15 protein-coding genes are annotated in these 13,450 nt (G+C 59.9%); 5 read left to right on the forward strand and 10 right to left on the reverse strand.

Features of this window, described 5'->3' with window-relative positions:
- Window positions 1–71: 71 nt before the first annotated feature.
- Window positions 72–515, forward strand: coding sequence for an ester cyclase (locus tag EA797_RS12550; RefSeq protein WP_122165622.1), 444 nt, complete (start codon window positions 72–74; stop codon window positions 513–515).
- A 23-nt stretch (window positions 516–538) separates the two neighbouring features.
- Here EA797_RS12550 and EA797_RS12555 read toward each other — a convergent pair whose 3' ends face one another.
- The 4 genes from EA797_RS12555 to EA797_RS12570 form a co-directional block, all read right to left on the reverse strand.
- Window positions 539–1,348: a M48 family metallopeptidase gene (locus EA797_RS12555; protein WP_122165624.1), complete on the reverse strand. Its 810-nt coding sequence runs from the start codon at window positions 1,346–1,348 to the stop codon at window positions 539–541.
- Window positions 1,349–1,497: 149 nt separating this feature from the next.
- The gene (locus EA797_RS12560; protein WP_122165626.1) at window positions 1,498–2,118 is read right to left on the reverse strand and encodes an SOS response-associated peptidase; all 621 of its coding nucleotides are present in this window, start codon (window positions 2,116–2,118) and stop codon (window positions 1,498–1,500) included.
- A gap of 60 nt (window positions 2,119–2,178) precedes the next feature.
- On the reverse strand, window positions 2,179–2,439 hold the full coding sequence (locus EA797_RS12565; protein WP_122165628.1) for a putative signal transducing protein: 261 nt from the start codon (window positions 2,437–2,439) through the stop codon (window positions 2,179–2,181).
- A complete protein-coding gene (locus tag EA797_RS12570; protein WP_122165630.1) occupies window positions 2,440–2,622 on the reverse strand; it encodes a CPXCG motif-containing cysteine-rich protein in 183 nt (60 codons plus the stop codon).
- Between the two features lie 202 nt (window positions 2,623–2,824).
- Here EA797_RS12570 and EA797_RS12575 point away from each other — a divergent pair, with 202 nt between their 5' ends.
- A complete protein-coding gene (locus EA797_RS12575; RefSeq protein WP_208644439.1) occupies window positions 2,825–3,988 on the forward strand; it encodes a 1-acyl-sn-glycerol-3-phosphate acyltransferase in 1,164 nt (387 codons plus the stop codon).
- A gap of 21 nt (window positions 3,989–4,009) precedes the next feature.
- On the opposite strand, the gene EA797_RS12580 is transcribed toward EA797_RS12575, so the two are convergent.
- Window positions 4,010–4,243: a hypothetical protein gene (locus EA797_RS12580; RefSeq protein ID WP_244214106.1), complete on the reverse strand. Its 234-nt coding sequence runs from the start codon at window positions 4,241–4,243 to the stop codon at window positions 4,010–4,012.
- On the opposite strand from EA797_RS12580, the gene EA797_RS21840 reads away from it, so the two are divergent.
- Complete coding sequence (locus EA797_RS21840) at window positions 4,242–4,475, forward strand: hypothetical protein (RefSeq protein WP_167468790.1); 234 nt, start codon at window positions 4,242–4,244, stop codon at window positions 4,473–4,475. The two genes, EA797_RS12580 and EA797_RS21840, sit on opposite strands and share 2 nt — an antisense overlap.
- Window positions 4,476–4,714: 239 nt before the next feature.
- On the forward strand, window positions 4,715–6,091 hold the full coding sequence (locus tag EA797_RS12585; RefSeq protein WP_122165635.1) for a DUF1329 domain-containing protein: 1,377 nt from the start codon (window positions 4,715–4,717) through the stop codon (window positions 6,089–6,091).
- 213 nt (window positions 6,092–6,304) lie between these two features.
- On the opposite strand, the gene EA797_RS12590 is transcribed toward EA797_RS12585, so the two are convergent.
- The 3 genes from EA797_RS12590 to EA797_RS12605 form a co-directional block, all read right to left on the reverse strand.
- The gene (locus EA797_RS12590; RefSeq protein ID WP_122165637.1) at window positions 6,305–6,889 is read right to left on the reverse strand and encodes a YajG family lipoprotein; all 585 of its coding nucleotides are present in this window, start codon (window positions 6,887–6,889) and stop codon (window positions 6,305–6,307) included.
- Between the two features lie 437 nt (window positions 6,890–7,326).
- The gene (gene mqo, locus EA797_RS12600) at window positions 7,327–8,838 is read right to left on the reverse strand and encodes a malate dehydrogenase (quinone) (RefSeq protein ID WP_122165641.1); all 1,512 of its coding nucleotides are present in this window, start codon (window positions 8,836–8,838) and stop codon (window positions 7,327–7,329) included.
- Between the two features lie 300 nt (window positions 8,839–9,138).
- Window positions 9,139–9,426 carry a PA4642 family protein gene (locus EA797_RS12605; RefSeq protein ID WP_122165643.1) on the reverse strand — a complete coding sequence of 96 codons (288 nt, stop codon included), beginning with the start codon at window positions 9,424–9,426 and terminating at the stop codon, window positions 9,139–9,141.
- A 194-nt stretch (window positions 9,427–9,620) separates the two neighbouring features.
- Between EA797_RS12605 and dauA the strand changes: the two genes are divergently transcribed.
- Window positions 9,621–11,351 carry a C4-dicarboxylic acid transporter DauA gene (gene dauA / locus EA797_RS12610; protein ID WP_122165645.1) on the forward strand — a complete coding sequence of 577 codons (1,731 nt, stop codon included), beginning with the start codon at window positions 9,621–9,623 and terminating at the stop codon, window positions 11,349–11,351.
- A 40-nt stretch (window positions 11,352–11,391) separates the two neighbouring features.
- Here the strand turns inward: dauA and EA797_RS12615 are convergent, their stop codons facing one another.
- Both EA797_RS12615 and EA797_RS12620 read right to left on the reverse strand, forming a co-directional pair.
- Entirely contained in the window at window positions 11,392–12,303 is a 912-nt protein-coding gene (locus EA797_RS12615) for an SDR family oxidoreductase (protein ID WP_122165647.1), read from the reverse strand.
- Window positions 12,304–12,436: 133 nt separating this feature from the next.
- Entirely contained in the window at window positions 12,437–13,387 is a 951-nt protein-coding gene (locus EA797_RS12620) for an alpha/beta fold hydrolase (RefSeq protein ID WP_122165649.1), read from the reverse strand.
- Window positions 13,388–13,450 lie beyond the last annotated feature (63 nt).

The raw sequence follows: 13,450 nt of genomic DNA on the forward strand, positions 1-13,450 counted from the left end.
TTGCTGCATCAGGTGTGCTGTTAGAGTGCGCGTTCACCGCGTTCTGGCGGCACACGAGGGGAGCAGGCGGCATGTCACCGGAGGAACGAAAACGGCGGGTTCAGCAGCATATCGACCTGAGCTGGAGCAAAGGTCGGCTGGCACTGGCTGAACAGCTGCAGAGCCGTTACTTCAGCTACAGGAGCTCGTTCATCTCCCAGCCGGTCAACAGTGCCGGTTTTGGCTTGATCGTGCGGGAAATCCGCCAGGCCATTCCGGACTTGGAAGTCGCAGTCGATGAGTGCCTGAGCGAAGGCAACCGTGTCGTGACGTCCAGCACGCTGTTCGGCACTCTGGAGAAATCCGTCTTCGGTCTCGCACCGAGCGGCAAGATTCTCACGGTCGCAGCGATGTCGATCTGGACGCTCAACCCGAGCGGCGACATCGAGGAGATCAATACCCTCTTCGACCTCGAAAGCGCCCGCAGCCAATTGGGCCTGGAAAGCCCGATTCCCGTGACGTTGCCACCGACCTGATCAGGTGGTGGCAACCGCAGTCATCAGCGGCGCTGCTGGTACAACGGCATGACCTTCGGGATGGTCTGCTGCAGCGCTTGGGTCCGACTACTTGAAGATGGGTGAGTGCTGAGGAATTCCGGCGGCGCCGAGCCACCAGCGGCACCCATCTTCTGCCAGAGGCTGACCGCCGCATTCGGGTTGTATCCCGCACGCGCAGACAACTCCAGGCCGATCAGGTCCGCCTCGTTCTCATTGCTGCGGCTGTTAGGCAGCGTCATCAGGTATTGCACACCCATATTGGCCAGCTGAAGGCTGCCGTCGCCAATGCCGACCGCCGAACCGAGTTGCGTAGCCATCTGCACACCATAAGCCTTGGACATGGCTTCGCGCCCATGCTCGCGCAGGGCGTGGGCAATCTCGTGGCCCATCACGGCGGCGATCTCGTCATCGGTAAGCTTCAGTTTTTCGATCAATCCGGTGTAGAAAATGATCTTGCCGCCCGGGCCGCAGTTGGCATTCAGCTCCGGACTGTCAATCACGTTGACCTCCCATGCCCACTGCGCCGCATCAGGACGGAATGCTGGCACTTCGGCAATCAGCCGTCGAGCGATGGCGTCGACGCGTTTGGCGACTGGGCTGCTTTTCTCCAGCACGCCTTTCTTTTGGGCTTCACTCAAGGTCTGCTGGTAGGACTGGGCGTACATCTGATTGACCTGTTCGGTCGACAGCATGCTGAACATGTATTGCTTGCGTTCAACCCCGACCGCACCGCCGCTGGTGGTGTTTACGGCCTGACAACCAGCAAGCAGTGAGGCTGCCAGAAAAAGAGCTAATGGATGCGGCTTGAACATGGCGCGTCTCCCGAGAATTCAGCGCCGTATGCTAGAGCCAGGCTGCGCCTCGGGCAACTGCCGCTGGCGTGCAAGCACCGCAATCTAGTAAGCAGATACGCAACAACCAGAACTTCATCGCGAACTTAACTTGGCCACGCCACGCGTGATCAGTTCACCGGCGTCAGACATTCAGGCGCGTCGAGTTCTGGGTCATTGACGAACGTTGCCAGCGGCCGCTCGCGGAGCGCCGGCTGCGGCGCGCTCAGCAAGGTATCCAGCGTTTCGAGTGGCGTCTGCGGATCGAGCCAGGCGGCCATGGCTGCCTGGTCCAACATCAGCGGTCGCCGCTGATTTGCCGCTGGATGCGTCACCACAGCGGCGCTCAGATAAGTGCGCCCTTCTACCGGATAGGCTTCCCAGATGGCCGCGAAGTACATCAGCGAATCATCAGACGTCATCCAGTAGGGACGCTTGCGCGCCGTGCCGCGCCATTCGTAAAAGCCATTAGCCGGCAGCACGCCTCTTCGCAGTCGATACGCGTCGCGAAACATCGGTTGTTCGGAGAGGGTTTCAGCCCGCGCCTGCGCTGGCGTTCGGGTGAAGTCAGCCAGCCAGGGCGGGGTCAGACCCCAGCGCACGCTGCTCAATTGCAGTTCCTCCTCTACTTGACGCAGCAGCAGTACCGTTGCACCAGGCGCAAGGCTCCAGTGAGGTTGCTGATCAGCAGGGAAACCAGGCAGCGCGGCGAAGGTGGGACTCCAGCGAAACAGGGCGAAACGGCCACACATAGATTCGAAACTCGTTTAGGAAAGGGTCCGACTGAGCGCTGGAGGCCAGCCAACCTCGAATCAACAGATCAGTTCTCCGGGATAGCTTTCGGGTTCGTCTCCGGGCAGCGGCTCGGCGCCATTGTACTCAGCGATCAACCGACGCGCGCGTTCGGCCTCGTCATCGGCCACCATAAGGCTGAGCAGCCCGGCGACGGGCAACTCACCAACAGCACCGATCAAATGCCTCCCGTTGAGATACACCTCGATGCCCTCGGCGATCAGCATGCCGCGCAGCATCTCGGCTTCGAGCAGGTCACGAGGCTCGTATATCCGCTGCATCTATTCATCCTCCCGCAGCACGTCGAGCTGCCAGTCATGGCCATCGGTCCGTAGGTCGAAGACGATCGGCCGGCAACAAACGGAGCAATCTTCGATATAGCGTTGATCGCCGCCGCTCAGATCAAGCAACGCCTCCACGCCTTCGCCACAATAGGGGCATTGATAGTCCTGTGATTCGAGCATCAGCGTCTCCTGCTTCAGTTGTCGCTATAATCGCCGCCAGTCTGTTGACCGCCCACGCGAATTGCCGTCCGCGTAGCCGAGTCGTCCTGGTACGCACATTGATTTACCGCAGCTTGCGGCAATCTTGATAATGCCAAGCGCACAGACACATTCGACCCGAAACCACCGGGGTTATTCAGTTGTTACCCTTACAGAGAGCATGATGGACGAATTCGAAGCCATCCGACCTTATGCCGATGCGGAAGTCCCTGCCGTGATGGCGCGACTGTTCGCCGATCGGGAATTTCTCGACATCCTGGCGCGCTTCCGCTTTCCCCGGCTGGCTGGCCCTATGGGCTGGATGCTTAAACCACTTATAGCTCAACGACTGCGGCGCGAGTTCGCCGGCATTCATTCGGTCGACACGCTCCAGGCGCGAATCGAGATGTACCTTGATCGCACCATCGAACGGGCCACCGATGGCATTACCTATTCAGGGCTGGAAAACCTGCAGCCCGGCCGCGCCTACCTGTTTATTGCCAATCATCGCGATATCGTCATGGACCCGGCTTTCGTCAACTACGCGCTCTATCAGACCAAGATGCGCACGCCCCGCATCGCCATTGGCGACAACCTGCTGCAACGACCTTTCGTCAGCGACCTGATGCGCTTGAACAAGAGCTTTATCGTGCGCCGCTCGATCACCGGACGACGTGAAAAATTGGCCGCGTATCAGGTGCTTTCGGCCTACATAAACCATTCGATACGCAACGACGGCGAGTCGATCTGGATTGCGCAGGCTGAGGGGCGCGCCAAGGACGGAGACGATCGGACTGACTCGGCGATCCTGAAGATGCTGCACATGAGCCGTAAAGACGAGCCTTTTGCCGACTCGCTGGCCACGCTAAGACCTACTCCAGTGTCGATCAGCTATGAATACGACCCCTGCGATCAGGCGAAGGCACGCGAACTCTATATACGCGCCACCACGGGCAGCTACAGCAAAGCGCCCGGCGAGGATGACACGAGCATCGCGCTCGGGATCACCGGCTATAAAGGACGGGTGCACGTCAGCTTCGGAAAACCCGTTACCGAAGTGCCAGAGGATGCCAAGCAGCTGGCTGTCGATATCGACCAACAGATTCTCGGCGACTATCGCCTTTTCCCAGTGAACTACCTGGCTTATCGAATCTGGAACGACCGAGACCCTGAGATCACGATTCCTGATCTAGGGGATTTGTTCACCCCCGCGGAAATCGAGCGGGCCGAAGCCGAATGGGGCAAACGCCTCGCGGGCTGCCCAAGCGTTCAGCAACCCTACCTGATTCAGCAGTACGCCACTCCGGTCCGTAATCAATATCGATTGAAGGCCGGGCTTAGCCTCTGAGCGTTTGCCGGACCCGGCTGCCTAAACCAGCCGGGTAAGCGAAGACAACAGCCAGGCAAGCACGAGGCTGCCAGAGCCGAACGCATAGAAGAACTTGTCGATCGGCTGTATGGCCGCCCCGCCACGCGACCTGCCCATGCCCACCTGGCTCTCGGCCAATTGCCCAGTAGGGCCGGCGAGCTGCCGGCGCCAGCGGGTAGCCAAAAGCAACCAACTCCCGCATAACGCAATCAGCAGCGCCATCGAGTTGAGCATGAATGCAACACTTGCCAGCCCGGGAAAATCGATACTCAGTGACAACCGAACCTCCAAAAACACTGAACGCATGAGCCCGCCGATGGGCGTCGACGCGGTTGCGGAGTCTATCGAAGCGGCAGTAAGGGCTCAGCTGATTTCCGACCAAATGGAAGGCAACCAAGAGATGGCAATTTGCCGGGTATTTGCGCCATTTATGCAGATGGGAACCGTCCCGATTGTTGACTTATAGTCCGTCGCAGCTTCACCCTCTCCTTGCCTCGAACAACCGAAATAGAGCGTGCGCCTGGGTTGATTAACCAGGCGGGACTGCCGCGGGGTCGAGCAAACGGCTACTTGTAATAGCTGCGCATCTGGCGTGATTACCGGGCTAGCAGCCCGCCACCTCCTTCGTGGAAGTCGCCACTGGCAAGCGCCGCGCTTACGGCATCGCTTGCCGGGAATCCGTTACTAGATCAACAGGACCGAACAATGAATAAGAACAAGTTTAAGTCGGGGGCCCTCACACTCTCTTTGCTGGCAAGCGCTGTGCTGGCAAGTGGAGCCATGGCGGCTGTATCTGAATCGGAAGCAGCCAAGTTGGGCGAAAGCCTGACCCCAATTGGCGCAGAAAAAGCCGGAAACGCCGCGGGGACCATTCCTGCCTGGACGGGCGGGCTTACAACGGACGCCGCAGCCGTAGGCTCGGATGGATTCGTCAGTGATCCTTATCCGAACGACAAGCCGAAGTTCACCATCACTGCGCAGAACTTCGAGCAATACAAGGACAACCTGAGCCCTGGGCAGATCGCCATGCTCAAGCGCTATCCAGATACCTATCGCCTACCTGTATTTGAAACCCGCCGCAGTGCCGCAGTGCCTCAGCGCATTTACGAGGCAGCGGCAAAGAACGCGACGCAGACCAAACTGGTCCGTGGCGGCAACGGTCTGGAGAACTTCGATACTGCCGTAGCCTTCCCGATCCCCCAGGACGGCATGGAAGTGATCTGGAACCACATTACCCGTTACCGGGGCGGTTCAGCCCGCCGGACGGTGGCTCAGGCGACGCCTCAGGTGAACGGCAGCTACAGCCTGGTCAAGTTCGTCGACGAAGTCGTCTATACCGACACCCTGACCGACTACAACCCCGAGAAGCACAGCAATGTGCTGTTCTACTTCAAGCAGCAGGTAACCGAGCCGTCGCGCCTGGCAGGCAACGTCTTGCTGGTCCACGAAACGCTCGATCAGGTCAAAGAGCCGCGCATGGCGTGGATCTACAACGCTGGACAACGCCGCGTCCGTCGTGCGCCTCAGGTCGCCTATGACGGCCCCGGCACGGCTGCAGACGGTCTGCGCACTTCCGACAACCTGGATATGTTCAACGGGGCGCCAGATCGTTATGACTGGAAGCTGGTGGGCAAGAAGGAAATGTACATTCCGTACAACGCGTATCGCCTGGATTCACCGCAACTCAAGTACGACGACATCATCAAGGCCGGCCACATCAACCAGGACCTGACCCGCTATGAGCTGCATCGCGTATGGGAAGTCGAAGCGACCCTCAAGAAAGGCGAACGCCACATCTATGCCAAACGTAACTTCTTCATCGATGAAGACACCTGGCAGGCTGCGGTTATCGACCACTACGACGGCCGCGACTCCCTATGGCGCGTAGCTGAAGCACATGCCGAGTACATCTACAACGCCCAAGTGCCTCTGTATGCCATGGAGACGCTGTACGACCTGATTTCAGGCCGCTACCTGGTCATGGGTATGAAGAACGAGGAAAAGAACCCCTACACCTACAACTACAACGCCAACTCGAACCAGTACACCCCGGCTGCACTGCGTAACTCTGGCGTACGCTGAGTCACAACCTTCGGCATCCGTGCCGAGCGAACGCCCCGCATTAGCGGGGCGTTTTTATTTCCTGCTTATACCTCTGCTCGCATTCCGACGGTCACCGGGCCGTACTGGAAGGCCGTTACGGCGCACATCTACCGATGCGTCCAGTGGCCAGGCCAAAAAAAACCCGCACCTTGATGCGGGTTTCTTTTTTTGCCGACGGCTAGCTCACACCGACTACTGCGATAGAACCTGACCGATGCTCTGATCGCGGAAGGCGCGGCTCAACGCATCACTCAACACATCGCTGACCAGCTTTGTGTTGGTCTGCTCGTTAGGTGCCATACCGAATCGCTGATTGAGCGATGCACCGTAGCGTCCTGTATAGCGACGGCCACCATTCTGCACCTCGACGCGGAAGGTCGCGCCGATGGTCGCCTCGGTCACGTACAGGCCTTCCTTGGGCGACTGGTACTTAAGCTCGGCGAGGGTCACGGTCAGTTGCGGGGCGTTATAGGCGTTGGGCGACGGGGTGAAGCCAAGCAGACGGACTGCAGCTTCGGCTTGCGCCTGCAGCTTGGGCACTACCTTGTCTTTCGGAACGATAACGGCGCTGGTTTCAGGGTAGAGCCCACCGCGGGTACCGAGCGTAGGCGATGGCCGACCATCCACAACCCTTACCGATACGGGCTGACCCTGACCGACGGGGTTGATGGTGCCGTTGATTTTAGGATTGGGGTCTAGCTGCTGAGGGCTGTGAGCACAACCAGCCAGAGCCAGGGCTGATACGGCGGCAAGACTGAACAACAAGCGTTTCAGCATGCTGTCTTTCTCCAAATCAAGGGATGAATGGCGCGCAGTATAACCAGCCCTGCAAGCGCCTGACAGCGGAGGCGACAAAGACCAGGGCTGCAGCGTTTTTATACCCTTCATCTAACGGTAACGCAGGCGTGCGATAACCCGAGCAATTCCCTGAGGACAACTCTCATGTCGCTGCTGACTGCACTGTTTCGGCGCCCAGTTTGTCGCCACTACGCGCTGCTAGACGAAGCTCAATGCTGCCGCATGCTGCTGACCGCCGCAGAGCCGCCTCAGAACGGGCATTGGGTCCAGGTCGACGAACTCCGTTTAAGCTGGATTGGCCGCCCATTACCGCAACAGGCGCGCCAAGACGAAATTTCACTCTCGCATTGAGAGCAATAAAAAAAGCCGCGCGGCTCGTCGAGCAGCGCGGCTTCGGCTGACAACTGGCGCCAGGCTTAGTCGGCCAGTCCCAAGCGCTTGTCGACCATGGCGGTCACTTCGCGATAGGCCATGGCGTCGGCCTCCAGGACCTTTTCCCGTGCCGGGAACATTTCAGCCAGCTTGCGGCTCCAGGCTTCACTTTTCGCCTTCTCGGGAAAGCAGCGCTCGATCAGATCGAGCATGATCGAAACGGTGACCGAGGCGCCGGGCGAGGCGCCCAACAGTGCGGCGATCGAACCGTCCTTCGCCGATACCAGCTCGGTACCGAATTGCAGGATGCCGCCTTTCTTGGGGTCTTTCTTGATGATCTGCACACGCTGACCTGCTACTTCCAGGCGCCAGTCTTCAGCCTTGGCCTCGGGATAGAAACCGCGCAGGGTTTCCAGCCGGTCTTCCATGGATTGGCGGACTTCCTTGATCAGATAGCGGGTCAAGTCCATGTTGTCCCGCGCAACGGCAAGCATTGGCTTGAGGTTGGCAGGCCGGATCGACATTGGCAGATCAAGCGGTGAACCGTGCTTGAGGAATTTGGTGGTGAATCCAGCGTAAGGCCCGAACAACAGCGATTTTTTGCCGTCGACGACGCGGGTGTCAAGGTGCGGTACCGACATCGGCGGTGCGCCAACGGCTGCCAGGCTGTACACCTTGGCCTGGTGATGCTTGACGATTTCCTGGTTGTCGCAGCGAAGCCACTGACCGCTGACCGGGAAGCCACCGTAACCCTTGCCCTCTTCAATATCGGACATCTGCAACAGTGGCAGCGCCGCGCCACCTGCACCGAGGAAGACGAAGCCGGCATCCAGCTCACGGCTGCCGCCGTCGCGGGTGTTCTTGATTTCAACGCGCCAGCCTTTGCCATGGCGCGCAAGGCCGGTGACCTTCTGGAAATAGGACATCTTCACGCCCGGTTTGGCCGCGAGATAATCCAGCATCTGCCGGGTGAGCTCGCCGAAGTTCACGTCAGTACCGTTCATGGCACGGGTCGCGGCAATGGGCTCGTCGACGGGCCGACCAGGCATCATCAGTGGCATCCACTCTTCCATGGTCGACCGATCTTCGGTGTAGACCATGTTCTCGAACGCGTGATGGGTTTTCAGCGCGTTGAAACGGCGCTTCAGGTAGTCGATGTTCTTGGGGCCGCGGACGAAGCTCAGATGCGGCACGACATTGAGAAAGTCGCGCGGACTGCCGAAGCCTTCGCGGCCGGTCAGATAGGCCCAGAACTGCTTGGAGACCTCGAACTGCGTATTGATGGTGACGGCTTTCTTGATATCGATCGAGCCGTCTTTGCTGTCTGGGGTGTAGTTCAGCTCACACAGGCCTGCATGGCCGGTGCCGGCGTTGTTCCAGGGATTGGAGCTTTCGACGGCCCCGGATTCCTGCAGTTCTACAATTTCCAGCCTGATGTCGGGATCGAGCTCTTTAAGCAGTACGGCCAGAGTCGCACTCATGATGCCGGCTCCCACCAGCACCAAATCCACGGCTTCGCTATCGTGTTGCGTCATTAACGCGTTCTCCAGAATCACAGCATTAAACTGTCACGACCGCAGTACGCGATCATGTAGAACCACCAGCCAGGCGGATAGCGACGGAGGGGTCTCTATACCGCTGCTCGGGCTTGTGCCCGAAGGCAGACACCGGTGGCGTCTGCCCGCTGTTGAGAGAAAGGCTTTTGGCCTTCTCCCTCTCGCTCCGATGCCTCCCGGAGCAGGGCCACGGGCCTGGGCTCTACGGGATGCGTGCAGCGAGAAAATCATTGTGGCCGCCGGTTGCTCAGCCTATATGCAGTGTCACCAGCCCCGGGATTCCCGATTGCAAGACCGATGTCAGCCGCGGGCGGCTTTAACCAGTTCGATGTAGGGCTCGGCCCGGCGCTGATCGGCGATCAAATCGACGAAGTCATGCCCATTGGCGTCCTTCGCATTCAGGTCCAGTCCGGCTTCGACAAAGAATCCGAGAAAACGCTCGAAATCATCAACACGTAGACCGCGATAAGCCTTGATCAACTTGTGCAGCGACCGAGGTGTGTCATCAGCCGGCTCCGGTTCGAGAAACAATTTGATCGACTGATCGCTGACTTCTTCGCCGATCACTTTCTGCTTGTCTTTGCGCATGGTTTCTCCGATCCGACGGGCCTTACGGGGGCGGCAGTTTACTCCGCGGGACGAGCGCACTCAACGCGTCCGGCGCCGATGCGACCAAGGTCGTACACGAAAATCCGCGATTTGCCCGGGATGTTGCGCTCAGCCGGTCCGACGCCATCAGACCTGTGCTTATACTGGCGCTTTGCGCACATGGAGTGTCTGGCATGAAGCTTCCGCCGCTATTCGCCGCCTGGCGTCAGGCCTTGATGTCGGGCTATGGAGGCCAAGCGCTGCAGGGCGACATCACGGCAGGATTGACGGTGGGCATCATTGCCATCCCGCTGGCCATGGCGCTCGCGATCGCAGTCGGCGTGGCGCCACAGCATGGCCTCTATACCGTACTGGTCGCTGCTCCGCTGATTGCGCTGACGGGTGGCTCCAGGTTCAACGTATCAGGCCCGACGGCCGCGTTCGTGGTCATCCTGCTGCCCATCACACAGCAGTTCGGCCTCGGCGGTCTGCTGCTCTGCACCATGCTGGCCGGCTTGATCCTGATCGCGCTCGGGCTGTTACGCGCAGGCAGGCTAATCGCCTTCGTGCCCTACCCCGTCACGCTGGGGTTCACGGCAGGCATCGGAATCGTCATCGCCACACTTCAGCTCAAGGACGTGCTTGGTCTGACGCTCACCGAGCAACCGCAGCATTATGCGGAACAGTTGGGCCTGCTGGTGCGCGCCCTGCCAAGCGCCCAGCTGGGGGATGCGCTGATCGCCGCTCTCTGCCTGACCGTCCTGATCGTCTGGCCTCGCCTGGTGCCGAAGGTGCCGGGGCATCTGGTAGCGCTGATCGTCGGCGCGATGGCCGGCATGCTGCTCGAGTCGTCGGGGCTTGCGGTTGCCACACTGGGCGAACGTTTCAGCTATATGGTAGACGGGGTAACACATCCCGGTATCCCGCCATTTCTTCCTGACTTCGCCTGGCCCTGGCTGTTGCCCGGCCCAGACGGCCAGCCACTGGTTTTGAGTTTTGAGCTGTTCCATCAACTCCTGGCTCCAGCGTTCGCCATTGCCATGTTGGGCGCCATCGAGTCATTGCTTTGCGCAGTAGTCGCCGACGGCATGACCGGCAGCAACCATGACCCGAATGCTGAGCTTCTGGGGCAAGGCATCGGCAATCTTGTCGCCCCGCTGTTCGGCGGCATCACCGCAACCGCCGCCATCGCCCGTACGGCCACCAATGTGCGAGCGGGTGCCTTTTCTCCTTTGGCGGCAATCATTCACGCTGGCGTCGTATTGGTTGCCATTCTGTGGCTGGCCCCTTTATTCAGCTATTTGCCGATGGCGGCTCTCGCTGCGCTGCTGTTGATGGTGGCGTGGAACATGAGCGAAGCACCGCATGTGATCAAAACACTGCGGATTGCACCGCGCAGCGACGTCCTGGTGTTGCTGACCTGCCTGGTGCTGACCGTGCTGTTCGATATGGTGCTGGCAGTAGGTGTGGGCTTACTGCTCGCGGCGGGCCTGTTCATCAAGCGCATGAGTGAACTGACCGACACGACCAGCTTGCGAGAAGGCCAGAGCGAGATATTGAAGGACCTGCCCGAGCACGTGGCGGCCTATGCGATTCGAGGCCCGCTTTTTTTCGGCGCTGCAGAAAAGGCCCTGAGCGTTTTGCGACGATTCAATCCGGACGTGTCGATCGTGATCGTCGATATCAGCGCTGTGCCGATGCTGGACATGACCGCTCTGGCGGCTCTGGAAAACGTTCTGCTGGACTACCGCAAGCAAGGCATTGCCTTGATTCTGTGCGGCAGCACCGCGCGGCTGCGCCTCAAATTGCGCCGGGCCGGCATTCACAGACTGGAAGGGCAGCTCTACCACGTACGCGATCTTGCCCAGGCGCGGGCGAAAGCGCTGCGCCTGCTACCCCCAGCCGCGCTCGACGTCACCCGCTGACGTGAGCATGAGGGCGCTTCGCGCGCCCTCCAGTCGAGGCCTAGCCTGCGTACTTCTGCAGATTGGCCATCATTTCCTTCAGTGCTTCCATGTTGTCAGCCGGGTGCGCTGCGTTCTCGAAATTGCAGATTTGCTGCCAGTTGGCCGCGACATCTTCCGCGTCGAATCCGGCCTTCGGATCGAAACCTGCGCCCAGGCTGCGCTCCCAGCGCACCTTGCCCATCCAGCCACCGCCGACTTCGAACAAACCGGATGTGTCCTGGCACTGCTCGCTGGCGAGGTAGATCACCAGGGGGCTCACCAGCTCGGGCTTGAGCTGTTCGAAGACCTGCGGCGGGATCAGGCCTTCGGTCATGCGAGTGCCGCCGGTTGGCGCGATGGCGTTGACCAGGATGTTGTTCTTGCGCCCTTCCAGCGCCAAGGTTCGGGTGAGGCCGTACAGGCCCAGCTTGGCCATCCCGTAGTTGGACTGGCCGAAGTTGCCGTAAATACCGGACGTGGACGCGGTGAAGATAACCCGGCCATAGGCTTGCTCGCGCATGTAGGGCCAGGCGGCCCGGGTGACCTTGTAGGCACCCTCGACGTGGACCCGGTAAACCAGATCCCAGTCGGCGTCATCCATCTTGTGAAAAGTCTTGTCGCGCAGGATGCCGGCATTATTGACCACCACATCTATGCGGCCGAAGCTGTCCAACGCCTGCTGAACGACCTTGTCTCCATCAGTCACCGAATCATGGTTGGCAACTGCGGTGCCGCCAGCCTGGCGGATCTCTTCAACCACGCGATCAGCCGCTGAGGCATTGGCACCCTCGCCCTGGGCACTCCCGCCAAGGTCGTTGACCACGACCTTCGCGCCGTGACGGGCAAACAACAGTGCATGCGCGCGGCCGAGGCCACCACCGGCACCGGTCACGATCACCACCTTGTCTTCAAAGCGAATGGCTTCACTCATCGAGGTTCCTCCAGCAGATTGTTATTGAATGGTTGCGAAAGACTGCGGCGAGTGTCGGCGAGGCCAGAGCCGCCCACAATCAAACCGCCACGACTGAATGCCCGGGCATAAGGCTGCGGGATGATGTCGCGAATCATGGGGCGGTCAGAAATGACTGAATAGCCTCGGCGACTCGTGCCGGATCTTCTTCCTGCGGCACATGGCCGAGATCGTCGAACATCACCAGCTGACTGTTTGTGATGTCCTCGTTGAAGCGGCGCGCATTAAGTGGCGGGATCAGCCCGTCGCGCCCACCCCAAATGATCAGCGTGGGCGTCTGGATCGAGGCGATCCGCTTGGAATGGTCCACTGCCGGCACCTGTTTGAAGCGCTCGCGCAGCGCCTCACGGTTCCCTTCACGCAGGGTCAGCTCATAGTAGCGATCCACCAGCTCGGGGGTCACCTTGGCTGGGTCACCATAGACGCTGCGAGTGCTGGATTCGACCAACCGGCGCGGCAGGATGTTAGCCATCAACGGAGCCAGTGCAGGAATGCCTGCCAGCTTGAAGCCGAGCGGCACCGAGGTCGACTGACGGGGATAGCCGGCTGCATCGATCAGCACCAGCTGCGCCACACGTTGCGGCTGGTCCAGCGCCATTTCCCAGGCCAACTGGCCGCCAAAGCTGTTGCCGACAAACACCGCTCGTCCAACGTCCAAGCGATCCAGCACGGCGGAAAGAAACTCGACATAGTGACTCATGCGGTAGTTGCCGTCCGGAAAGGGCCCGGTCAGCCCAAACCCCGGCAAATCCAGGCTGATCACGCGCCGCTGCTCGCTCAACCGATCCACCACGCCTTCCCAGGTATGCAGACTGGCTGATGTACCGTGCAGGAGCACAAGTGGGACCGGATCCTCACTCGGACCTTGATCACGCATGTGGACCTGCAAGCCAGAAATTGGAATGAAGGTGGAAGGCTCGGGGGCCCAGCGTTCGGTCAGGCTTTCAACCGGACGTGGCGGCGCCCAATTGCGTATCACAAGCACCGAGACGGCCAGGGCGAGCAATACGATGGCAGCAACTACTACCCTCAGAATGACTTTCAATCTGTTGTCCTTGTTTGCTGGAAGCGGGCATGAGATTAGCCCAGACACCCCTTTTCACAGCAA

The sequence above is a fragment of the Stutzerimonas zhaodongensis genome, assembly GCF_003696365.1.
GTDB lineage: Bacteria > Pseudomonadota > Gammaproteobacteria > Pseudomonadales > Pseudomonadaceae > Stutzerimonas > Stutzerimonas zhaodongensis.

Bases quoted from the DNA above. Each gene is read 5' to 3' on its own strand.
- EA797_RS12550 (WP_122165622.1), top strand. From the start codon at position 72: ATGTCACCGGAGGAACGAAAACGGCGGGTTCAGCAGCATATCGACCTG.
- EA797_RS12555 (WP_122165624.1), bottom strand. From the start codon at position 1,348: ATGTTCAAGCCGCATCCATTAGCTCTTTTTCTGGCAGCCTCACTGCTT.
- EA797_RS12560 (WP_122165626.1), bottom strand. From the start codon at position 2,118: ATGTGTGGCCGTTTCGCCCTGTTTCGCTGGAGTCCCACCTTCGCCGCG.
- EA797_RS12565 (WP_122165628.1), bottom strand. From the start codon at position 2,439: ATGCAGCGGATATACGAGCCTCGTGACCTGCTCGAAGCCGAGATGCTG.
- EA797_RS12570 (WP_122165630.1), bottom strand. From the start codon at position 2,622: ATGCTCGAATCACAGGACTATCAATGCCCCTATTGTGGCGAAGGCGTG.
- EA797_RS12575 (WP_208644439.1), top strand. From the start codon at position 2,825: ATGGACGAATTCGAAGCCATCCGACCTTATGCCGATGCGGAAGTCCCT.
- EA797_RS21840 (WP_167468790.1), top strand. From the start codon at position 4,242: ATGAATGCAACACTTGCCAGCCCGGGAAAATCGATACTCAGTGACAAC.
- EA797_RS12580 (WP_244214106.1), bottom strand. From the start codon at position 4,243: ATGCTCAACTCGATGGCGCTGCTGATTGCGTTATGCGGGAGTTGGTTG.
- EA797_RS12585 (WP_122165635.1), top strand. From the start codon at position 4,715: ATGAATAAGAACAAGTTTAAGTCGGGGGCCCTCACACTCTCTTTGCTG.
- EA797_RS12590 (WP_122165637.1), bottom strand. From the start codon at position 6,889: ATGCTGAAACGCTTGTTGTTCAGTCTTGCCGCCGTATCAGCCCTGGCT.
- EA797_RS12605 (WP_122165643.1), bottom strand. From the start codon at position 9,426: ATGCGCAAAGACAAGCAGAAAGTGATCGGCGAAGAAGTCAGCGATCAG.
- dauA (WP_122165645.1), top strand. From the start codon at position 9,621: ATGAAGCTTCCGCCGCTATTCGCCGCCTGGCGTCAGGCCTTGATGTCG.
- EA797_RS12615 (WP_122165647.1), bottom strand. From the start codon at position 12,303: ATGAGTGAAGCCATTCGCTTTGAAGACAAGGTGGTGATCGTGACCGGT.